The sequence below is a fragment of the Sphaerospermopsis reniformis genome (assembly GCF_005402885.1).
Lineage (GTDB): Bacteria > Cyanobacteriota > Cyanobacteriia > Cyanobacteriales > Nostocaceae > Sphaerospermopsis > Sphaerospermopsis kisseleviana.
In genome coordinates, this window is the sequence record NZ_BJCE01000033.1 from 1 (window position 1) to 22,466 (window position 22,466).

19 protein-coding genes and 1 pseudogene are annotated in these 22,466 nt (G+C 40.1%); 19 read left to right on the plus strand and 1 reads right to left on the minus strand.

What is annotated here, in order from left to right; all coding sequences use genetic code 11:
• The first annotated feature begins 782 nt into the window (after window positions 1–782).
• The 18 genes from pseB (at window position 783) to FFR48_RS07110 (ending at window position 20,486) form a co-directional block, all read left to right on the plus strand.
• Complete coding sequence (gene pseB, locus FFR48_RS07020) at window positions 783–1,796, plus strand: UDP-N-acetylglucosamine 4,6-dehydratase (inverting) (RefSeq protein ID WP_137666850.1); 1,014 nt, start codon at window positions 783–785, stop codon at window positions 1,794–1,796.
• 182 nt (window positions 1,797–1,978) lie between these two features.
• Window positions 1,979–2,140, plus strand: a complete 162-nt coding sequence (locus FFR48_RS07025) for a DUF29 family protein (protein WP_137666879.1) — start codon at window positions 1,979–1,981, stop codon at window positions 2,138–2,140.
• A gap of 377 nt (window positions 2,141–2,517) precedes the next feature.
• Window positions 2,518–3,684, plus strand: coding sequence for a UDP-4-amino-4,6-dideoxy-N-acetyl-beta-L-altrosamine transaminase (gene pseC / locus FFR48_RS07030; RefSeq protein ID WP_137666851.1), 1,167 nt, complete (start codon window positions 2,518–2,520; stop codon window positions 3,682–3,684).
• Window positions 3,685–3,776: 92 nt separating this feature from the next.
• Window positions 3,777–4,229, plus strand: a complete 453-nt coding sequence (locus FFR48_RS07035) for a DegT/DnrJ/EryC1/StrS family aminotransferase (RefSeq protein WP_137666852.1) — start codon at window positions 3,777–3,779, stop codon at window positions 4,227–4,229.
• Window positions 4,226–4,972: a cytidylyltransferase domain-containing protein gene (locus FFR48_RS07040; protein WP_137666853.1), complete on the plus strand. Its 747-nt coding sequence runs from the start codon at window positions 4,226–4,228 to the stop codon at window positions 4,970–4,972. Before FFR48_RS07035 ends, FFR48_RS07040 begins: the two co-directional genes overlap by 4 nt.
• Before the next feature lie 52 nt (window positions 4,973–5,024).
• Window positions 5,025–6,158: a UDP-2,4-diacetamido-2,4,6-trideoxy-beta-L-altropyranose hydrolase gene (gene pseG, locus FFR48_RS07045; RefSeq protein ID WP_137666854.1), complete on the plus strand. Its 1,134-nt coding sequence runs from the start codon at window positions 5,025–5,027 to the stop codon at window positions 6,156–6,158.
• Window positions 6,155–7,213: a pseudaminic acid synthase gene (gene pseI / locus FFR48_RS07050; protein ID WP_137666855.1), complete on the plus strand. Its 1,059-nt coding sequence runs from the start codon at window positions 6,155–6,157 to the stop codon at window positions 7,211–7,213. The genes pseG and pseI overlap by 4 nt, the downstream gene beginning before the upstream one ends.
• 69 nt (window positions 7,214–7,282) lie before the next feature.
• On the plus strand, window positions 7,283–7,963 hold the full coding sequence (locus FFR48_RS07055; RefSeq protein ID WP_137666856.1) for a class I SAM-dependent methyltransferase: 681 nt from the start codon (window positions 7,283–7,285) through the stop codon (window positions 7,961–7,963).
• Window positions 7,964–7,979: 16 nt separating this feature from the next.
• Window positions 7,980–9,131 (plus strand): hypothetical protein, encoded by a 1,152-nt coding sequence (locus tag FFR48_RS07060; RefSeq protein ID WP_137666857.1) that lies wholly within the window; start codon window positions 7,980–7,982, stop codon window positions 9,129–9,131.
• A gap of 112 nt (window positions 9,132–9,243) precedes the next feature.
• The gene (locus FFR48_RS07065; RefSeq protein ID WP_137666858.1) at window positions 9,244–9,804 is read left to right on the plus strand and encodes a DUF4351 domain-containing protein; all 561 of its coding nucleotides are present in this window, start codon (window positions 9,244–9,246) and stop codon (window positions 9,802–9,804) included.
• 594 nt (window positions 9,805–10,398) lie between these two features.
• Window positions 10,399–12,249, plus strand: coding sequence for an ABC transporter ATP-binding protein (locus FFR48_RS07070; RefSeq protein WP_162501854.1), 1,851 nt, complete (start codon window positions 10,399–10,401; stop codon window positions 12,247–12,249).
• 467 nt (window positions 12,250–12,716) lie between these two features.
• Window positions 12,717–13,340: a class I SAM-dependent methyltransferase gene (locus FFR48_RS07080; RefSeq protein ID WP_137666860.1), complete on the plus strand. Its 624-nt coding sequence runs from the start codon at window positions 12,717–12,719 to the stop codon at window positions 13,338–13,340.
• A gap of 46 nt (window positions 13,341–13,386) precedes the next feature.
• On the plus strand, window positions 13,387–14,118 hold the full coding sequence (locus FFR48_RS07085; RefSeq protein ID WP_137666861.1) for an FkbM family methyltransferase: 732 nt from the start codon (window positions 13,387–13,389) through the stop codon (window positions 14,116–14,118).
• A gap of 8 nt (window positions 14,119–14,126) precedes the next feature.
• Window positions 14,127–15,365 (plus strand): glycosyltransferase family protein, encoded by a 1,239-nt coding sequence (locus FFR48_RS07090; protein WP_137666862.1) that lies wholly within the window; start codon window positions 14,127–14,129, stop codon window positions 15,363–15,365.
• Window positions 15,362–16,684, plus strand: a complete 1,323-nt coding sequence (locus tag FFR48_RS07095; RefSeq protein ID WP_137666863.1) for a glycosyltransferase family 4 protein — start codon at window positions 15,362–15,364, stop codon at window positions 16,682–16,684. Before FFR48_RS07090 ends, FFR48_RS07095 begins: the two co-directional genes overlap by 4 nt.
• A 30-nt stretch (window positions 16,685–16,714) precedes the next feature.
• Window positions 16,715–18,076, plus strand: a complete 1,362-nt coding sequence (locus tag FFR48_RS07100) for a glycosyltransferase family 4 protein (protein WP_137666864.1) — start codon at window positions 16,715–16,717, stop codon at window positions 18,074–18,076.
• A 32-nt stretch (window positions 18,077–18,108) separates the two neighbouring features.
• The gene (locus FFR48_RS07105; RefSeq protein ID WP_137666865.1) at window positions 18,109–18,909 is read left to right on the plus strand and encodes a methyltransferase; all 801 of its coding nucleotides are present in this window, start codon (window positions 18,109–18,111) and stop codon (window positions 18,907–18,909) included.
• Window positions 18,910–18,974: 65 nt separating this feature from the next.
• Entirely contained in the window at window positions 18,975–20,486 is a 1,512-nt protein-coding gene (locus tag FFR48_RS07110) for a hypothetical protein (protein ID WP_137666866.1), read from the plus strand.
• Window positions 20,487–20,528: 42 nt separating this feature from the next.
• Here FFR48_RS07110 and FFR48_RS07115 read toward each other — a convergent pair.
• Window positions 20,529–21,245, minus strand: a pseudogene (locus FFR48_RS07115) (IS1 family transposase).
• On the opposite strand from FFR48_RS07115, the gene FFR48_RS07120 reads away from it, so the two are divergent.
• Window positions 21,240–22,463: a glycosyltransferase family 4 protein gene (locus FFR48_RS07120; protein WP_137666867.1), complete on the plus strand. Its 1,224-nt coding sequence runs from the start codon at window positions 21,240–21,242 to the stop codon at window positions 22,461–22,463. The pseudogene FFR48_RS07115 and the gene FFR48_RS07120 sit on opposite strands and share 6 nt — an antisense overlap.
• The last annotated feature ends 3 nt before the right edge of the window (window positions 22,464–22,466 follow it).

The following is a 22,466-nucleotide window of genomic DNA, read 5'->3' on the forward strand; positions in this document are numbered from 1 at the left end:
CTTGCAGATCCCCCCTAACCCCCCTTAATAAGGGGGGAAATAGAATTAAAGTCCCCCTTTTCAAGGGGGATTTAGGGGGATCTAAAATTTTTGATACATCATGAGGGACTTTTCAAACATCCTCTAACGGGGTTTTTCATCTCAAGTTTATCAAGTGAAATTAAAAAAAATAATAGTTACTTTCAGTATAAGCTGATTTTTGTGGAGTGGGCTTTGATGGTCTGATTGATCTCAGTTTCTCCAAACGTAACCTTCCTATTGATTTTGATATTAGGGGGACGAATTGCATAAAAGGTGTAACCATAATCGGAAACGTTCCAAACGTAGAGCTATTTACTGTCCTATTCATAGTTGTTATCTAGATAGTGTCAGTCGCAAATATAAAGTTACGTCCGATTCATCAAAGTTAAAAAACACTTGTGTGTCCGTACCCATAAAGGAAGAGTGGTTAGAAGCTTTTTGGTGTCCACAATGCCAGAAGAAAAATTGGTATTATGTGCGTCAGTTGGATGATGGGACATATGATGTCCGTAGTTATCCACAGGGGATTCGGGGAATTCATTCCCCGGCTCCTCTGTGTCAATAACCTCCAGCTAACGTAAACAAGGCTATTCAAAACCGGATCATCATTTTTTGGCAATGGTCTAAGAGGATGTTTGATAAGTCATGATTAATGGATCAAATATTGTTTTATCGCACCCTAAACCTTCCTGGGTGAAGGGAATGGAACTTGATTTTGTTGCTTCGGGTGTTCCCGTCTTCCCTGTACCCTGTTCCCTAAGATGAAAATTACTCAATCTAGCTCAATTCTGGTGACCGGTGGTACTGGTTCCTTTGGCAAAAAATTTGTAGAAATGTTACTGGCAAGTTTCCCTGATATTCATCGACTGGTGATATATTCCCGGGATGAGTTGAAGCAGTATGAAATGAGTCTTCAGTTCTCTGATATGCAACATCGAGGAATACGCTATTTCTTGGGAGATGTTAGAGATAAACAACGGCTGATCCGTGCTTGTGAAGGTATAGATATCATTGTTCACGCTGCTGCTCTAAAACAAGTACCTACAGCAGAATACAATCCTATGGAATGTATTAAAACTAATGTTTTAGGCGCTCAAAATGTAATTGAAGCTGCATTGGATACTGGTGTAAAACAAGTGGTAGCCCTATCCACCGATAAGGCCGCCGCTCCCATTAATTTATATGGAGCCACAAAACTCTGCTCCGATAAGTTGTTTATTGCTGCCAATAATATTAAAGGCAAAAGGGATATTTCCTTTAGTGTGGTGCGTTATGGCAATGTGATGGGTTCGAGGGGTTCGGTGATTCCCTTTTTCTTACAGCAGCGCCATGGGGGAGTATTACCCATTACCGACCCCCAAATGACTCGCTTTAATATCACTCTGGAGGAAGGGGTAAAAATGGTACTGTGGACTATTGAGAATGGTAGGGGAAGTGAAATTTTTGTCCCCAAAATTCCTTCCTACAGAATTACCGATGTAGCCACAGCCATTGCTCCCCAAGCTCAACAAAGGGTAGTAGGGATTCGACCGGGGGAGAAAATCCACGAGGAGATGATTACTAGTAGTGATAGTTATAATACCTGGGATTTGGGTTACTATTACGCGATTTTACCCAGTGAAGTTGGTGATAGGTTAGAGAATTATTACTGCCAAACTGGGGCGGTAAAGGTTCCCCAGGGATTTAGTTATAATTCTGGTAGTAATGAAACTTTTCTAACCGTTGAGGAACTCCGAGAGTTAATCAGACAGCACGTTGACCCGGAGTTTACTTGATGATGACTTTTGTTACCATCGATATTAAGTGATTATGATTCAATATCATTAACCTAGTACTGCTTCGCGGAAGTCAAAAGTCAAAAATCAAAAATAATAGGTCGTAAGCTTTTTAGCGATTGTGAGAATAGTTAGTTTATTTACGCCGTGCTGTACTAGGGAAAATTGAATAGATTATGAAGATGAACACACTTTACGACCGGGATTTTAACCTGTGGGTAGACCAGACTGTAAACCTATTGCAAACTGGAGAATTTAATCAATTGGATCTAGAACATTTAATTGAAGAAATTCAGAACACGGGGAGTAACCTAAGTTGTAGGGGCGAAGCATTTGGGCGATAATTTAACGGAAAATCAGACATCTAGATGTTTCAAATGCTTCGCCCTGCCCCCATAAATAAGTTCCATAATTTCTTTTCTGGAGATGTCTATTGATTTTACAGCAGCTATCCCAATCATCAATATTTAGGGTTTGCTGAAAAAGTTTCTTCGTTAAGGCAGGGAATAGGGAATAGGGAATAGGCAAGAGTTTGGGTGATCTGTTAGTAACCAATTCTTTGAAATTTCACCCGGAAAATGCACCCTTTTAGGAGTATACCCCTGAAAAATCCTGCACTGATTTCCTGATTTTCCACCTGAAACCCTTGATTTATTAAGGTTTTGAGTTTATTCAGCAAGCCCTATTTAACACAATGTAACCCAATTTAACCCAAGACTATATGAATCCCTTTATCCCCTACGGTCGCCAAAGTATCAGTGAGGCAGATATTGCTGCTGTAGTGCAAGTATTACAAAGTGACTGGCTCACCCAAGGTCCCATGGTTCCCGCCTTTGAACAGGGGGTGACTGTAGCTTGTGGGGCCAGTTATGGTGTGGCGGTTAATAGTGCGACTTGGGCTTTACATATTGCTTGTTTGGCTTTGGGGTTGGGTCCAGGCGATCGCCTGTGGACAGTACCAAATACCTTTGTAGCTAGTGCTAATTGTGGGCGCTATTGTGGGGCGGAGGTAGATTTTGTCGATATTGACCCTGATACTTATAATTTGAGTGTAGGGGCGCTCCGCCAGAAATTGCAGATAGCCCAAGCACAGGGAAGTTTACCTAAAATAGTTATTCCCGTACATTTTGCTGGTCAGTCCTGTGACATGGCGGCAATTTATGCTCTGAGTCAGGAGTATAATTTCCGCATTATTGAAGATGCTTCCCATGCTGTAGGGGGTGAATATCAAGGGCAACCAGTGGGCAATTGTCGGTATAGTGATATTACTGTCTTTAGCTTTCACCCAGTCAAGATTATTACAACTGCTGAAGGTGGTATGGCTGTAACCAATGACCCAGAAATAGCTGCAAAAATGGCACGACTGCGTACCCACGGGATTACCCGCGACCCCGAATTATTATCAGGACAATTACAGGGTAGTTGGGTATACGAGCAGGTGGAATTGGGTTTTAATTACCGGATGACGGATTTACAGGCGGCTTTGGGGTTATCGCAATTGCAGAGATTACCAGAGTTTATTGCTCGTCGTCGTCAATTGGCGGCACAATATGATCGGATGTTGGCAGATATGCCTGTGATTTTACCATGGCAACACCCCGATAGTCTCTCGGCTTGGCATTTATATGTAGTCCAGGTGGAAGCCACAGCCAAGTTAAACCGGGAGGAGTTATTTACCGCATTGCGTGAGGGGGGGATTGGGGTACAGGTTCATTATATCCCCGTACATCTCCAGCCCTATTATCGGCGTTTGGGTTTTCAGACGGGGGATTTTCCCGTGGCGGAGTCCTACTATGGACAGGCGATTAGTTTACCTATGTATGCTGGTTTAAGTGATGGTGATCAGGGTCGGGTGGTGGAGGTATTAGGTAGAGCCACGGGAACCTGAGCCATCAGAAATCATCATGATTGGAGTATTTCCCGCTTTATGGTTGTGATAAAATGCTCAACGTTTTGTGAGCCGATTGGTTAACTAGGAAAGTGGGTGCGCTTTTACGTTATGGTGATTTTACGGACATAAAGATAGATGATGAATATACATATAAGTTAAAACAGACTAGTACCTCTCGGCATAAATACGCCTACCTTTCACAAGTGTTTCAAATCACAGATTTTTCACCAACTTTAATGGTGGGTTTACTTGCACCAAGCTGTACTAGTTGGCATTTATATGTAATTCGGTTAAAGCTGGATAAAATCAATAAGAGTCATAAACAGGTATTTGAGGAGTTACGTCAACAAGGAATAGGGGTAAATTTACATTATATTCCTGTACATTTGCAGCCTTATTATCAACAATTAGGATTTAAAGAAGGAGCTTTTTTCAACGTTGAAAACTATTATAAAGAGGCAATTTCTATACCTTTATATTATGGTTTGAGTCTAGAAGAACAAGAACGAGTAGTAACAGAATTAGCAGGAATCTTGTTATGAAAACTGTAACTATTATTCAAGCACGCATGGGTTCTACTCGCTTACCGGGAAAGGTAATGAAACCACTTTGTGGTAAAACAGTGTTGTTTCATGTAATTTCTAGAGTTAAAGCTTGTTCATTGGTAGATGAAGTTGTAGTTGCAACCACAACTTCTCTAGCAGATGATGTAATTGTTGCGGAAGCAGAGAAATGTGGTGTTAATTGGTTTAGAGGTAGTGAAGAAGATGTTTTAGAACGTTATTATTTAGCTGCAAAACAATATCAAGCGGATGTAATTGTCAGAGTCACTTCTGACTGTCCTTTATTTGATGCAGAAGTTTTAAATGGAATGTTAGAATATTTTCAAACTGAAACGACTAATGGTTTAAAAATAGACTATCTTAGTAATTGTCTACGTCGTAGTTATCCTCGTGGTTTGGATGCAGAGGTTTTTACTTTTGAGGTTTTAGAAAAAGCCTTTCAATCAGCAAATAAGCCATATCAAAGAGAACACGTTACACCTTATATTTATGAACATCCAGAAATTTTTAGTTTACATAATCAAAACAATGATGATGATTTATCGGATTATCGTTGGACTTTAGATACTCAAGAGGATTGGAGACTGATAGAGGAAATATATAAAAACTTATATCATGAGCAAAAAATTTTTACCACTGATGAGGTATTAGATTTATTAGTAGTAAATCCAGAGCTTTTGTTAATAAACGCTCATGTAGAACAAAAAACTCTCCATAATTAAATGACCTGTAATTGAAATTCGGTTAATATATTTGTTTGGAACAGGCAAAAGTATGGAAAGTCTAGGAAGTGTTGCGATTCGAGTTGATGCAAATCCCACAATCGGTATGGGACACCTACGCCGATGTATAACTTTGGGTAAACAGCTTCAGAATGACGGGTTTATAGTCCAACTAATAAGTCAGAGTCGCTTCGACAAAAATATAGAGGAACTTGTCAAAGATTTTAATATCTCGTGGCTAAATGAGAGTGGTATTAACTGTAATCATGAGCATCTCCAAAGCCAAGAGTTATGGGATGCAGAAGCGACCCTCTCTATTATTGGCAGTTATCCCACCTGTGTATCCTGGGTAATTGTTGATAGCTACCAACTGGGTGAATTATGGGAAAGAACTATTTGCAAAGCTGGTCATAAAATATTGGCAATTGACGACTTCCGAAATCGCCGACATCACGCTGACGTGCTACTTAATGATATCAACCGCCCTTTTGCATCAGATATGAATGGAAATGAAAATGGGTTTTGCGAACTGATAGGTGCAAAATTTGCCCTTGTTGACCCAGAGTTTGCATTCGTTGAAGAGGCTCCCTTATCATTTGCAAGACCAAAGCAACTTCTGATTTCCTATGGTGGGAGCGACCCAACAGATGAAACTACTAAAGCATTAGAGGCTATGAGTTTTTTAAAAAACCATGAACAGTACCGAAAATGGATCGGTAGGGTTGATGTGGTTATAGGGCAAGTGAATACAAAAGCTAATATAGTCATGCGTTCTGCTGAAAACATTGACAATGTAAGGGTTCATATTGCACCCCAAACTTTGGCACATCTTCTCCGAGATACAGATGTATTACTAACTGCTGGCGGAAATTCTATGGTAGAGGCTCTGACAATGCGAAAACCATGCTTAGTAACGGTAACAAGTGATAATCAAGCCTTAATGGTGAATCAATTGATAGATCAATCAGCAATTATTTCACTTGGTAACCATGCACGTGTTAACTCAGAAAATATATCCAATGCTTTGATTAACATAATTACCAAGTATGAGCAGGTCGCTAACGGTTTTATATCTCGGTCTATATTTGATCACTTGGGTGCAAGTCGTGTATCTGCGGCGATTCAATCAATATCACAGGGTAGAACTGATTTCTTGAAAGCTGAAGGTATGGTGAAAAGCAGATGAACAAGTCAGCTATTAACATAGGTGGCCAGCTTATAGGATCTGGATTTCGCCCTATGATCATAGCAGAAATGTCTGGGAATCATAATGGCGAATTGGAAAGGGCGATCGCAATTGTGCGTGCTGCTGCGGACAATGGTGCTGATGCTATTAAACTCCAAACCTACACGCCTGAGACATTGACTATTGATAGCAGGCGACCGGAGTTTTTTATTGATGATTCTACGAGTCTTTGGTCTGGATGTCGCCTTTGGGATTTATACGCACAAGCACATACCCCTTGGGAGTGGCATGAACCTATTTTTGAGGTAGCTCGCAACGAAGGATTAGTTTGTATCAGTACAGCATTTGATCTCAAGTCTTTAGAATTTCTACTTTCCATAGGAGTAGATGCAATTAAGATTGCTTCCTTCGAGATGATCCACATTCCATTGATTGAAGCGGCTGCACGCTCTCACAAGCCACTTCTTATATCTACTGGTATGGCGACAATCCAGGAAATTGATGATACAGTAGCTACAATTCGTGTCAATGGTTGTGATCAGTTTGTTTTGCTCAAATGTACGAGTGCTTACCCGTCAGTAGAAACAGATGCCAATATTATGACCATAGATGATATGCGTTTACGTTATGAATGTGAGGTTGGTCTATCTGATCACACCCTCCGCCCATACGTAGCTTTTGCCGCTACAGCACGTGGCGCAGTAGTTATAGAAAAGCATTTCACTATTTCACGTACCGAAGGCGGTGTGGATTCTGCATTTTCGATTGAACCTTTAGAACTTCATGAACTTGCTCAGGGAACTGAGCTAGTTTGGCAAAGTTTAGGTAATATTAGTTATGGTTCTCTTGCTGTCGAGGATGCTTCGTTGAAGGAGCGCCCTTCAATCTATGTAGTTCGCCCTATCAAGAAAGGAGAGTTGTTTACAGAAGAAAATGTGCGTGTTATTCGTCCGGCAAACGGTCTTGCACCAAAGTATTATAGCAGCGTAATTGGTAAGAAATGTAAATTTGATATTCAGGCAGAAATGCCGATGTCATGGAATATGATTGAATAGATATGAAGCAATCATTAACATATTATCTCTATCTCGTTTAAATATTAACTAAGCAGGGAATTCAATAAAATGTCTGATTACTTGGAAAGAAATGCACAATATTGGTCTAACACCTATGATGCACCCAATGTTGAAAGTTTCATATTTAGATTTTACGGACGTATACTAAAATTTGATTATGGGATTGATGGCTCAAACCATGAGCGATTATTGGATTTTGGTTGTGGTCAGGGAGGTGCATTAAATTATTTCGATAAACTAGGATTTAATTGCCACGGAGTTGATATTGCATCTAACGACATTAAGGCTGCCCAAAGATATATGCCTCACATAACAGATCAGTTCATGGTGATTGATCCTAAACCCGATGAGAATAATATCTTTTTTGGTGGCAATTTCGATATTGTAATATCAATCCAAACTTTTGAGTTTTTATCAAATACTGATTTTAAGAAAGCAATTAAATGCCTTTACAATAATATGAAACCGGGAGCAAAGATTTATGCTTCAATCACTGGATTGAACTGTTACTACCGCAATCATGCTGAATACATAGGAGATGGTTTGTGGCATATAAAGTTTAAAACAGATCGTTTAGATTACGATATGTTTTATAATTTCGTAAAAGATAAAGACGAAATGAGAGAAAAATTCTCTTTGTTTGAGCCAGTATACTTGGACTACTATGATTCCTCATTTAGAGAAGAAGGGAGTGAATTTAGATATACTTTTTTTGGCATAAAGAAATAATCAGGAGGAAGATTTCGTGAAACTAAATTCCCATAACGAGTGGGATTCGTTAAGGACTGTTGTTGTTGGAACTATCGCAGGTTTCAGTCCGGGTATAGAAGTTTCAGATGCTGCAGGCGATATCTTGGAAAGTGCAGTTGCACTAGCAAGAAAAGCTTATCCCCAGTGGTATTTAGACGAGGTAAAAGAGGATTTAGAGGATTTATGTCATATTTTCCGGCAAGCTGGAGTAAACGTACTTCGTCCAACTTGGTCGGAAAGCTCATCCTGTTTTCAAACACCAAACTGGATGGCTGCGGGATTTGATATTTATAATGTGCGCGATATCCACATAGTTTTTGGTGACACTCTTGTTGTCAGTGCGCCATCTTCAAGATTTCGCTTATTCGAGTCCTATGCTTTTCATGATCTGTTCTATCAAAACTTCTTTGAAGACGGTTTTAGATGGATATCAGCACCATTACCAAAACTTAAGGGTAAGTACATTCATGAGATTCAACGACCTCGAAGCGAGTTAGAAACTGTAGAAGATCATCTGCATCAGCGTTTGAGCCATGGACTAAATGAAACCTTTCACTATCTTGATGAAGATGAAATCATTTTTGATGCGGCCAACATTATCAGGTTGGGAAGAGATGTTTTGTTCCTGGTCTCAAGTACAGGGAACCGCAAAGCAGTTAAATGGTTGCAAAATACTCTCGGATCTGATTACCGAGTACATGTAACACACGCCTATCGTTCTTCCCATCTTGATTCTACGATACTTCCCCTTTGTCCTGGTGTTGTGCTGCTGAATGGGGCGCGGGTAAGTGAAAAAACCAGCCCCGAAGTATTAGCAGGTTGGGATAAGATATATTTTACGGAAGTTGCTCCTGTTCCTGAGTCTGAGGTGGAATTTCATCAATCTGTCCGTATTCCGGTTTACAAAGAACTATTAGAAATGGGCGTAACTTCACCACTTAATCACATTAGCTCACCTTGGGCTGGTCTGAATGTGATGTCTATTGACCCAAACACAGTTCTTGTACATGATCGGCAGATTGAAATGATTCGGATGCTTGAAGCCAAGAAATTTACAGTAGTGCCAGTTCGTATGCGTCACTGCTACACCATGTTAGGGGGTCTTCATTGCACAACGCTGGATGTGATTCGGGATTCATCTCTGTAGGTAGATTATTAGACCTGTCCGAAATATATAACGGAAAAATGGTAGAACGGTAAATAGACATCTCCGGTAATTAAATGTGGGCATGGGTAAGCCTTGAAACGCTTGAATTTCAATGGTTTTATCTTCTGTTTATGTCCTAACCACCTTGGCGGTTGCTATATCTTGTTTTGGGAGTGTCAAAGCAGATGTTAATCTGGTATTTGATCTGAAAATATTAGCCCTATTGCCATTTGTACCAATTTTGCAGGGTGGAAACAGGGAAGATAAATTACGCCAAGCGGTGAGGGAGTTAAGACGCGATGAGCAACTGCAAGACTTAGAACCATTATTGTCATTTTTTGCTAGTTTTGTATTGGATATTCCCTTAGTTCAACAAATCATGAGGTGGGACATGACGGTATTAAGAGAATCGCCCTGGTATGAGGAAATATTGAAAGAGGGATTACAGCGGGGATTACAACAGGGACGACAAGAAGGGCGACAAGAAGGGCGACAAGAAGGGGAAACCCAATTGGTTCTACGTCTGTTACAGCGTCGCTTAGGAACCTTGGATGATACACTCAAACAGCAAATTCAGATGCTACCAGTAGAGCAACTGGAAAGTTTAGCAGAAGAATTATTAGATTTTAAGGATGTGGAACAGTTACAGACTTGGTTGGAAAGCCTTTCTTGATGGTTGACGGTTCGACTTCGCTCACCGACCACGGTTGACTGTACCAAGGGGCGATCGGCTTAGTGCAACAGTGCTAGGGCGATCGCCATTCAGTGACGTTGTGCACCAAGGGGCGATCGCCCTGAATAAATGTCATAATTACAACAACTAACAATACCTTCGCCAAAATCAAAAATATCTTAATTTGTAGGTTGGATTGAGGCACGAAAGCCAACAAATACGTTGAGTTTACGTTGGGTTTCACTTCGTTCAACCCAACGTACGGAAAAATGGCAAAGGTATTGAACCACCAGACCCTATTTTATTATCCCAGATTTTTGCCAAGCTTACCTCTCTTGGTCGTATTCACAATACTTCTACAACCGTTTCACCCTCGTAATTTGGCTAAGGTATTGAACAAAATATCAGTTAATCAAAAATTTATGAGATTAATTGGGTATGATGCAGCACGGCAAAGGCGATCGCCTTGCTACACTGGTGCGATCGCCTTTGGTATTGGGGAAATCAAGTCTTGACTTATTGTAAACAACCTTAACCGAATTAATGAATTTAGCAAAGACAGTGAAGCTAGGACGCAGATCAGCCTCTAGGTTTTTGAAGCGTTACCTGAAAACTGAAGCAGATCGACTGATTTGGCAGTCTGCATGGGAAAACTGGGGTTTAATTCTAGCCAACTTTGCCACTGGTATTATAGGGGCTATGTTTGAAGGGGGAACCTTTGGCATTATCTTCTTGGCAGTTGCCCTGTTGAGCACTCCCCAAGGAATAGACTGGAACCAGTATGCCATCTTAGCAGCAGTCCCCGGACTAGGGAGTTGGTTGAATGCCCTTGGTCAGGAGGTGTTATTTATTCTCTTATTAGGACTAGCAGTTACGTCCCAAATCTTCCTGGGGCTTTGCAACTATTGGAATGCGGTGACTGCGGGGGACTTGGGGATCAGATTACAGGTTAAGTTCACAGAGTATATTCATCGCCTGATTCTCAGTTTTAGCTTTGCCTGTGCCAGTCGTTATAAGGTAGGAGATCTAACTTCTTACGCTGGTAGCGCTGGTTACACAGTTAAAACCCAGATTACATTAACTAATACTTTGATCACTAACTTTTTGCTGCTTTTGGTCTATCTAGGGATTCTGGTGGTGATTTCCCCTTGGCTGTTATTGGCGGCCATGTCCACTGTCTTAGTTTTTTATGGTATCCAAAAGCAATTACTGCCCCGTATCCGCCATTACTCTAGTGTTAATGAGCAAGGAATGGTGGAAATTGGCAAACAGGTAACGGAAAATTTGCAGGGGTTAAGGCTCTTGCACACCACGGGACGTCAATCCAGGGCTGTGGCTCAAGTTAAGGCATTATTAGAGCAGGTTAAGCCGGGGCTGCAAAAACAGCTCCGCTTGCTCAATATTACCAATCCCATTACCCAAACCCTGCCGGTCGTTGTGTTGGCTATTATTACGGGTATTGCCTTTTTGCTGTTTTCCCGGCGGAGCACTGGGGTGTTACCCAGCTTAGTCACCTTTGTCTTGGCCTTGCAACGGTTTAATATCCGTCTTCAGGGTGTTACTGGAGCGTTCACGGGGTTTGCTAGTAACTATGGTAATTTAGCCCGCTTTCAAGAGATTCTTGACCCCAGGGATAAAGAGTTTGGGCGGTTGGGAACAGTGCCGTTTACTAACCTAGCCACAGATATTAGCTTCCATGGGGTTTGTCTGCGTTACTTGGCTGATCAGGGGGAGGTACTGCAAGATATTAATCTTGTCCTACCTTTGGGCAAGGTAACAGCCCTGGTGGGACAGTCGGGGGCGGGTAAGTCTAGCTTGGCGGATTTATTGGTGGGGCTTTATGAGCCGACCAGAGGAAAGATTTTGGTCAATGGTCGGGATTTGCGCGACTATGATCCTAGTAGCTGGCGGCAACGATTAGGGGTTGTCAGTCAGGATACTTTTCTGTTCAATGCCACTATCCTTGAAAATATTCGTTTTGCTTGTCCGACTGCTACAGATTGGGAAGTGATGGCTGCCGCCCAAGCGGCTCAAGCCGATGGCTTTATTCAGGATTTACCCTTGGGCTATGACACGGTAGTCGGCGAAAGGGGGTACCGACTCAGTGGGGGTCAGCGGCAACGGATCGCCCTGGCTCGGGCGATTTTGTCCGATCCGGATTTGCTGATTTTAGACGAGGCTACTAGCGCTCTGGATACGGTTTCAGAAAAGCTTGTCCAAGAAGCTTTGGATAAGTTTGGGCAAAACCGGATGGTGTTAGTGATTGCTCACCGATTATCGACGATTGTTAATGCGGATCAGATTGTGGTGCTTCAGCAGGGACGCATTGTGGAAAGGGGAACCCACAGTGAGTTACTGGGGTTGTCGTCGGGTATCTATAGAAATTATTGGCAGTTACAGTCAAGCCAAAAGAAAGTGCCGTTGTCACCTTCACAGAATACTTGAAATATATAGGGCTTGCTGAATAAATGTAAAACCCAGATAAATCAAGGAGTTAGAAACACTGGTAAATGCTAACACTGATTTTGCCTTTGAAACTACATTAGCAGCCCGTAACTTTGCCCGATTTTTGAGAGAATGTCAAGATAAAGGTTATATGATTAACTTAATTTACTTTTGGTTCCCAAAGATCTAGCGCGTCTCGTTTTAATGCAAGTTGGCAAAAGCGATTTGGCACAAAAAACGCCAATTTACAATGTTTCCGGCGGAGTTTCCTCTGCATATTCATTAAAGCAATTATCTCGATGGTGTGAAAACCGATGGGGATCACATGCGGTAAACGCAGATCTATCACCGCGACCTTTTGACCTGCCCTGGGTGGTTTTAGATTCTAGTCTTGCTCAACAAGTTTGGGATTGGACACCTTCTATTTCTAGCTACGGAATGTCAGACTTTCTTATCAACAACAGAAAGTGGGAAATTTTCCATACTTAACCTATGTAAATCGAGATCAGCTAAAAGCTACAGCCAGCAAGTTGATAAAGGATGTAGATTCGGTTTTAGATATCGGTTGTGCTTTTCGTCCTCAAAACTATATTGAATCCAAGGTGCATATTTGCTGTGAACCCTATACTCAATATATGGATAGGCTGATTGTTGAAAAATCTAATAATCCTAAGTACGTGTTCGTTAACTGCGATTTAGAAGGATTAGGAAAAATATTCCCCTCAGGTAGCGTCGATTCTGCCATACTAAACGATGTTATAGAACATGCAGAAAAAGAAATCGGTTTAAATGCATTGGCGGCACTAAAGAAAATAGTCCGTCAACAAATTATTATCTTTACTCCCCTTGGCTTTATGCCCCAAGAATCGGATAAAGATGAGTTAGACCCTTGGGGAATGAAAGGAACAAAATTTCAAGAGCATTTGTCAGGTTGGTTACCTACAGATTTTCCTGAAGAAGAAGGATGGCAAATTATACTTTGCGAAGATTACCATCAGGTAGATGGTTATGGTAGGACATTAGATAAACCTTTTGGGGCAATGTATGCAATTTACAACAATTTTGTTCTTAACAGCATAAAAACTTGCTGAAGTCTCAGGATTCTAAATTTATGTCATTTTAAATTTAAAAACCAATATGTTAAAAAAAGCACTCCATCACTTAGGTTTAGATGTCAGACTGGTTAGAAACATTAAAAAAGCCCAGCAGACAGGTTGGTTAGAAAAACAGGATGCCCATTGGAGACCATTTCTCGAACATCATAAAATCAAGACAATTATTGATGTTGGTGCCAATGAGGGACAGTTTGCGATACTAATGCAACGACACTTTCCTGATGCCAGAATACTTTCATTTGAACCCTTAGAGATTTGTCAATCTAAGCTAAGTAGAGTCATTGCTAATAGCCCAGACTCTAAAATATTTAAAGTTGCCATCGGCGATGAAACCGGCTTTTGTTTAATGAATCAAAGTGATTTTACCCCATGTTCTTCTTTGTTAAGCGGAAGTAGTTTACTCGGAGAAGACTACGATGACGCTACAAAAATAACGCAAATACAGGTGCCTATCTCTCGTTTAGATGATTGCTTACAAGAAGAGAATCTTGATCCAGAAATTTTAGTGAAATTTGATGTACAAGGTTTTGAAATTCCCGCTATTAGGGGAGCCATTAAAACTTTAGAGAAAGCTTCCATTGTAGTAATAGAAACCTGTTTCTTTAGAAAACTATATCAACAACAGCCCTTGTTTCACGAAATATATACACTTATGCATGATCTGGGTTTTTCTTTCATGGGCAATGCTGAACAATATACTCGAAAAAAAGACGGTAGAATTGTAGAAGCAGATTCAATTTTTGAAAAGAGGTAGTTATTTTAATGTTTCCTAATTTTCTCGTTTTAGCAGGACATCCTCCTGACCAATCTGGGGTGGGAGCAATTCTTCTAAGTCAGATCCTAAAAGTCTTGCCAAAGCAAAATATTACTTTGGTCACGTTTATGAGAAAAGCTGATAATTCATTCAGCACTGGGGAAACTCTAAATATAACTCCCAGGTTTGAATATGTTTATAAACCCATCCCTGGTTTTTTGGGCAACTTAATTAGCCTTATATCTCATACATTTATTTTTACTCCCTATCTTAATAGTCAGGTAAAAAAAATAGTCAATATAGGAAGAAGAAGGTCTTGTGAAGCAGTTTTGGTTGTTTTGGAATATCCAAGCTTAATTTTTATCGCTTCCACAGTAGCCAATCGACTTAATTTACCACTCTATTGCTTTGTAATGGATGACCCTCAAGGGATTGCTAAGACGTTTGGCTATGATCCATTGCGTCTCAATTTACTAATGGGAGCCTTTGAAAAGGCAATTAAGAACTGCTATCGTTTAGCAGTAGCTGGCGAGTCGATGCAATCTTTTTATCATAAAAAGTATGGAAAAGAATCCGTTATTTTTAGACAAGGATATTCCTACCATGAATCAAAAACCATAAGCGAGAATACGTCTCAAATTTCATCGGCGCAGAAAAGTGATGATTTTTTTATAATCGGTTTTACTGGTACTTTGTCGGCATTAGACTCGTTTGAACAACTACTTTTAGCTCTTGACCGTCGTAACTGGAAGATTGCTGACCGACGAGTGATTGTAAGATTTGCAGGTCCATCCCTAAGATTAGCGTCCAAATCCCCTAGATGTGTGGAATATTATGGGTGGCTTCCGATCGGAGAAATGGTCAATCTAATGAGGGAGTGCACATTTCTATACTTACCTCAACCTTTTACTACTAATAAGCAGGAAGTGACAGAGCTATCATTCCCGAATAAGTTATGTTCATATGTGTCTACTGGTGTTCCTATTGCACTACATACCCCCTCTAATGGTTCTTTAATATCTTTCTTCAGTCGTTTTCCCTGTGGGCCTATTTCAAATGAGTTTATAGCTGACAACTTGCTTGATTTAATGGAGGCTACAGCTAATAATAATTCTCTGTATACAGAATACCAAAAAAATTGCCAAGAGGCTTTCAGAGTGGAATTAAATTCAGAGAAGCTTCAAGAACGAGCAGAGAATTTTTTCCGTAAGTCAGTATTTCCGGGACAAATTACCATTAACTTATGAAAAATATTCTTTTTTTGATGCCAACTAGTTCGATCGCAGGCGGCGTGGAGACATGGCTTGATGAAATTTATGAATATTTAACAACGCATCAATTTGAAGTATTAGTCGGGTTATTGCGAGGACAGCAGTTTAACCAACCAGAGCGCTATCGTGCTGTTCATCCCCAGCTAAAAACCATTGAAGTCGATGGACGGGGCTGTAATCGAGAAGGTAGAGTGCGGGCATTAATGCGCTGTATTGAAGGAGTTAAACCTGACATAGTGATTCCATTGGGAATTGCCGATGCTTATGAGGCTGGGATTCGCAGCAAGCAAAAACGGCTAGATACTCGTTTAGTAATTCATGCTCAGGGAAACTTAGAGCCAATGCTTGCCGATCTCAGAAGTTACCGGGATGGGATTGACCAAGTAATTTGCCCTGGAGAGCTAACCAAACGAGTTTTAATTAACTGGGGAGGGTTTGCATCAGACAGAGTGACTCATATCCCCAACGGTGCTAATCAGCCAAAATGCAGTTCACAAAGTCCAATCTCATCAGGAAATGCAAAGCTTATTCGCATAGGATATATTGGACGCTTAACCACCCTTGACAAGCGATCGCCGGATTTAATTACCCTGTATCAAGAACTCGAAAAGCTGAACCTAAATTATCAATTAGATATTGTCGGGGACGGATCTTGTTTTGCTCAACTCAATGAAGCTTTGGGTAAAGCTCCCCAAGTTAAACTCCACGGAGCTTTGTCTCGCCAGGTTGTTTATCAAGAAATATTTCCTAACCTTGACGTACTGATTTTACTATCCTCATCGGAAGCCTTTGGCATTGTGATTGTGGAAGCCTTGATGCACGGTGTAATACCGGTCACTTCCCGTTATGTCGGCTTTTACGCCGAAGGTTTAGTCAAAGAAAACGAAACCGGTTTGTCCTTCCCTGTGGGAGATATGGCTGGCGCGGCTCAACAAATTCAGCGTTTAGCCGAGGATGGTGATTTACGACACCGCCTGTCTAGCAATGGGCAATTGCATGGACAGCCCTATACTTGGGAAAATTCCCTCACTAGTTGGAAAATAACTTTAGAACAAGTCATGGCTCGCCCTCCGCTTTTAAGTTCGTCTCCTTTACCCAAAATTCCCACCACAACTGGAAGATTAGAACAGTTGGGGATTCCAGCCAGTGTCATTGACGGGTTACGTCGCCTCCGTAGGTTTTTGTTGGGGTCACCCATTCCCCCTGGTGGAGAAGAGTGGCCGTTATTTTATCGTCATCATTCTGAGTCTTTGCTGGAGGAAATTTCCCAAGTTTTGAAAGACCTTGATACTTAAGTATTTATGTATTTATGCTAGTATTATTATATGAATCCTCATATTCTTTTTATTGCACCCTCCGCTTACACCCTTAGTGGCTTGGCAACTTGGTTAGACTACCTGTTACCTGGTCTAAAACAACTGGGGTGGCGCACTACCTTGGGGCTAGTAGAAGGGACTCGGTATCATCGAGTCGCTGACTATTTAGCAGTTCATCCCTGTGAAAGCGCGATCGCCATTACCTGCAAAACTGGAACTCCCCAAGGACGACGGTGGGCGGTGCAAAGGGCAATTCAAGAATATTCACCGGATATTGTGGTGACGGTTAATATTCCTGATGCGATCGCCGCTACAGCAGAACTCAGAAGTCGGGGTGAAACTCAAGCTAAAATTGTGATGACCTGTCACGGTATTCAGGAAGACCTATTTGCCGACATGAAACTATTTAAAAATTCCCTGGATGCCGTAGTTTGTACAAATAAATTGGCTTGTAAGTTAGCAGAGGATTATTCTAGCCTAGATAAATCATCAGTATTTTACGCTCCCTGTGGAGCGCCAACTCGGCCTTTAACCCCTCGCAAATCCGAAAAAACATTTAAAATTATTTTTGTCGGAAGACTAGAGCAGCAACAAAAAAGAGTACATGACTTACCCGCTATTCTGGAGAACTTAAGCAGTCAGCAGATTCCCTTCCACTTAAAAATTGTGGGTACTGGACCTGAAGAAATCAGACTACGTGATCGTTTATCACAATTCATTAACTCAGGAGAGGTTTCATTTTTAGGCCATGTCCCTTCCCATGAACTGTGGGAAAAAGCCTATTTTCAGGCCGATGCCTTGTTAATGCCATCGCCTTGCGAAACAGGACCAATTGTGATTTGGGAAGCAATGGCAATGGGGGTACCTGTGGTTAGTTCTCGTTATATAGGAAGCGGTCTAGAAAATGCCCTCAAAAATAGAGAAAATTGTCTGCTTTTTAATGTCGGAGATACGGAAACAGCAACCCAGCAATTGATTACACTATATTCAGATCCAGAGTGTTGGCAAAATATCCGTCAGAATGCTTGGGATCTAGCAAGGCTAAGATATTCAGAGGAAGCCTCGATCAAACAATGGAACGAGGTATTTCAGTCTGTCATTTCAATGCCTTTGAAAGCTGTTAGTGTTGTTAACAGCAAAAATGCCACAGGGGGTCAATCTAGGTTAGATCGATGGCTTGGTAACTCAACAGGTGAATATATTCGTCAATTTTTGGGGAAAACTTGCCCAAATACGGGAGCAGGAGGAGAATGGCCTCACAGTTGGTGTACAAAATTCACTAGTCCTGGAAAAGAATTCTTATCTCAGTGCTTGGATTTAGATTGTAAAGCCAAAGAACATAACGTTTATCCAATATCCAAAATAAATTAAAAAATAATATTTACATAAAAACTCCAGTAAAAATGAAACAATTAATAAGAATGGCTTTGACATCCTTAGTCAAGAATGAGTTATTTTGGTTTTTTTTTGCAAAAACAATTGCTCCCTTGACCTACTATGCAGAAAACTCGCGATTCAAGGCAATTTTTGGAAAACGAATTGTTATGAATGGTCCTTTTAAAGGCATGAAGTATCCTCAGACAAAGGCAATATGTAGCGCCATATATCCCAAGCTTTTAGGTTCCTACGAATATGAACTTGAGCCACTGATGAGAGAACTATGTAAAAATTGTTATTCAGAAATTGTCGACATTGGGTGTGCCAAAGGCTACTATGCTGTCGGTTTAGCCATTCAAATAGAGACAGCAAAGGTATTTGCATTCGATACAAATCCCGAAGCCCTAACCCTGTGCAAGACAATGGCTGAGTTAAATAATGTTGCTAGTAGAGTAATAACTGGAGCTTATTGTGACGCGGAAACTTTAATGGCTCTTCCTTTAACCGGAAAAGCTCTGGTTATTAGTGATTGTGAAGGCTACGAAAAAGAGCTATTTACAAATAAAGTTGCTGATCATCTTCGTCGTCATGAGATTTTAATAGAAATACATGATTTTGTCGATAACTCAATTTCAGAGCATATCAAGAAGCTTTTCAGTTCAACTCATGAAATCACAATATACTCATCTATTAATGATGAAGATAAAATTATAAACTATAATTTCAAGAGTTTGTTGGGCTTCCAGGTTGATACGAAAAGGCTGATTTTGCGGGAAGGTCGTCCAATGGTAATGAAATGGTTTTACATGAAACCAAAAGAGTTTTAATGATTTATATAAAATCAAAAACTCTATGCTTGATAGATAAATAACTACCTCAATGAATTTACTTTATGAAGAAAATTACAAGACTGATACCTTCGGCGATAAGAATTAGCACCCTAGTGTTCTCAACCTTTTCGTTGGGCGTTTGTTTATTTAGCTGGGTATTTCACTATTTAGCTATTCGTGCAGGTGTGGAAGTCCCTTTCTTTTTCTACAAGCGCGGGTCTTTACTGGTTTCATCATTGTGGATGATAGGGTTTATAGTACTTTATTGTTTGCTTGCTTTTTACATCAACCAATTTCGTCTGAAGCTACCATCATTAAAACTCAAAAACTGGCAAATTATTTTAACAATTATAGCTGTATCGATGACAATAGATTTTGTTTGTGCATCCGGGAAGCTAGATATTGAAATACCATCACCAGGTTCAGATCAATATGCCTACTATCAAAGTGCTTTAAATTTTGCCCGCAATAATTACAATTTACTGTTTTTTAATCGAGGTCATATTGGTCTTTTGCGAGCGCCGTTAATTTTTTTGTGGGGGACTGACGTTCGCTCCTTTTACTGGCTCGATTCTTTGATGAAAGCCTTGACTGGAGTATTGATTTGGGCAAGTCTTACTAACTTCTTACCTCAAGAAAAAAAACTTAGCTATATAGTTGCATTGAGCTATATTAGCCTCATTCCTATTGCGATTCAGCCTACATTTTTAATGGCCGACAATGCCTATGCATTTTTTTTGATGATAGCCACTTATTGCCTATCCAAATGGTCAACAAATAAAAATAATCTCTGGTTAATTTATTTAGGACTTGCAACGGCCGCCGCTCATTGGATTCGTCCCGCAAGCTTAACCTATTGGTTTGCTGTAATTTTGTTCATGATTCTCCTAATTGAAAAAAACATAAAACTTCATAAAATATTAAAGTATCAAACTATTTATTCGGCAGTGTTTTTTATCGGAATCTCCAGTTTGATTTGGTGTAATTGGTTGACTCAGGGAAGTTTTTCACCTAGCTATATGGAAGCACGGGGATATACATTCTTTCAAGGAGTTATCCCCTATGAGTTAGGACATCAAACGAAAGGGGATTTAAATCGTTTCACCGCAAATACTTCTTTTGTTCAAGAAAAGTTAAACAAAGAATTTGGGGTAGATTCACCGCTAGCGTTTGGACATAAAAAAAAGCAAGATTTTGTTTTTTCCTTAGGGATTAAGCATATAAAAGATAATCCTCTTGAATTTATAGGACATGCAACCCTTCATAAATGGGCTAGATTGTGGCTAAGTGAAAATCAAAGCCCATCATTTTTATCCTGGCTATCTCTTCGTCAAAGTGAAGCTCTACTGGTTTTTACATTTTGTGGATTATTATCGATCCTGATTCAGGCGTGGCAAGGTTACAGAATACCTGAAATCATCACCTTTGCAGTTTTACTAGTGTCAGCAACTGCAATGCTACATTGGATATTAGAGTCGTTTGATCGTTACGCCTTATTTTGCTATCCCTGGATGTTATTAATTGCATTCTATGGACTGAAAACCTTAGCTGAGTTGAAGCCCAATGCTGATTAGTTATAATTGAGGAAAATAGGCGTTGCATAAATGTGGGATGAATTAGTTGAACACGGGTATTTGATTATATTTCAAATAATGAAGTAATAATCTAACTGAATATTTAAGCATATCTACGGATTTAGAATAACATAATGTCTTTCTCTGTAGACGTGCTAGATAATGACGTAAACGTGTATTTTCTCCTTCAACTCTAGTCATATATGTTTTACTCACAATATGGTCTTCTGGTTGAATGAAACTAGGATAAACTTTCCATCCATCAGTGACATAAAAATAGCATTGCCAGAGTTTAACAATATCCCACAAAGGCTGAAAAGTTTCCGCACTGTGGTCTCCCAAAACCCAAGCTAAAATCCCTTGACTAAAGTGATTTACTGCTGTCCCTGTCTGCTGACAGTCAGGCACAACCAAATTTTGTTTTTTTTGAGCCAATAAAAGTCTCTAATTCATCTAATTCTCCTACTTCTGGTATTTCCTCAATTGGTGGTGCATCTGGCAATTTCTCACCAATTTGTTTAACCCAAGAAATTACAGTTGTATGATGAACACCTTGAGTACGTTCTATGGCTCGGCTCTAAATCCCATCCCATTGACGTAGGATTTTAAGCAATCTTGTTTCACTTCATTTGAGTATCCTCTTGGTGGACTATAAACATCTATAAACTGACGACCACATTTGACGCAGATGTGATTTTGTTTACCTCTGCGTTTTCCATTTTTTCTAATCTCAGTAGACTCACAGTATGGACAATGCACCGTATTAACCCTCAATTCATCCATCTATTATGCAACGCCATTCTTTTTTATTTTATGTCTATGAAATTAGCTTTTGTCAGTCGTCCCAATGCTTTAGATATCAAGGCTTACTCTGGAATTCCCTATAATATCGCCCAATCACTACAGAGTGTTGGTTGTGATATTCACTACATCACTCCGTTAGAGGAGCAAGCAACTTTTGGCATTAAGGCAAAGCATTACGTTTATCGTAAATACATAAAGCAAAGTTTTTTGCGAGATCGTGAACCTCCGATTATTCGACAGTATTGGAATCAAGTAAGAACGAAACTTTTAGAGATAAAGCCTGATATTATATTAAGCATTGATTCACTACCTTTTGCCTCAGTAAACACTGAAATTAACGCGCCTTTAGTTATTTGGGGTGAAGCAACGTTTAATAATTGTTATAACTTTTACCCTTGGTACAAAAATTTATGTAAAGAGTCCTATATCAAAGCAGAAAAAGCGGACAGGTTGGCGTATGAAAAAGCGAGTTTACTAATTTTCCCTTCAGAGTGGGCAGTAAACAACGCAATTAATCATTACGGTGTAGATGCGTCAAAAGTCAAAGCAATTCCTTATGGAGCAAACTTACTGAGCAATCCTAACTTTGATAGTTTTGACTCGATTATTTCCGCCCGCCTAGAGACTCCTTTAAAGTTTTTATACATGGGAACAGACTGGTCGAGAAAAGGAGGCAATAAAGTCGTTGAAGTTGTCCGTACACTTAATCGACAAGGATATCCGGCTGAACTCCATATTTTAGGTGCTAGATGGATCGACCCTAAAATTTTACCATTTGAGCCTTTTATCATCAATCATGGTTTCGTAGATAAATCAACTGTTGAAGGCAAGGAATTATTTGAGCGCATTTTTCAGCAGTCTACCTTTTTTATAATGCTCTCAGTGGCAGAAACCTTTGGAATTGTCTATTGTGAAGCGAGCGCCTATGGAGTTCCATCTATTGCGCACGATGTCGGTGGAGTGAGTTCAGCAGTCATAAACAATCAAAATGGTAAGCTGTTCCCCCTTCATGCTTCGGTTGAAGAAATTACAAACTGGATTATAAAGATTACTTCCAATCCTGAACAGTACACAGAATTAGTCCATTCTTCATATCAACTATTTGCTCGATCTCTAAACTGGCAGACTGGTGCTCAACAAGTGAAAAAATATATGGAGAACCTTATTAAGTAACCA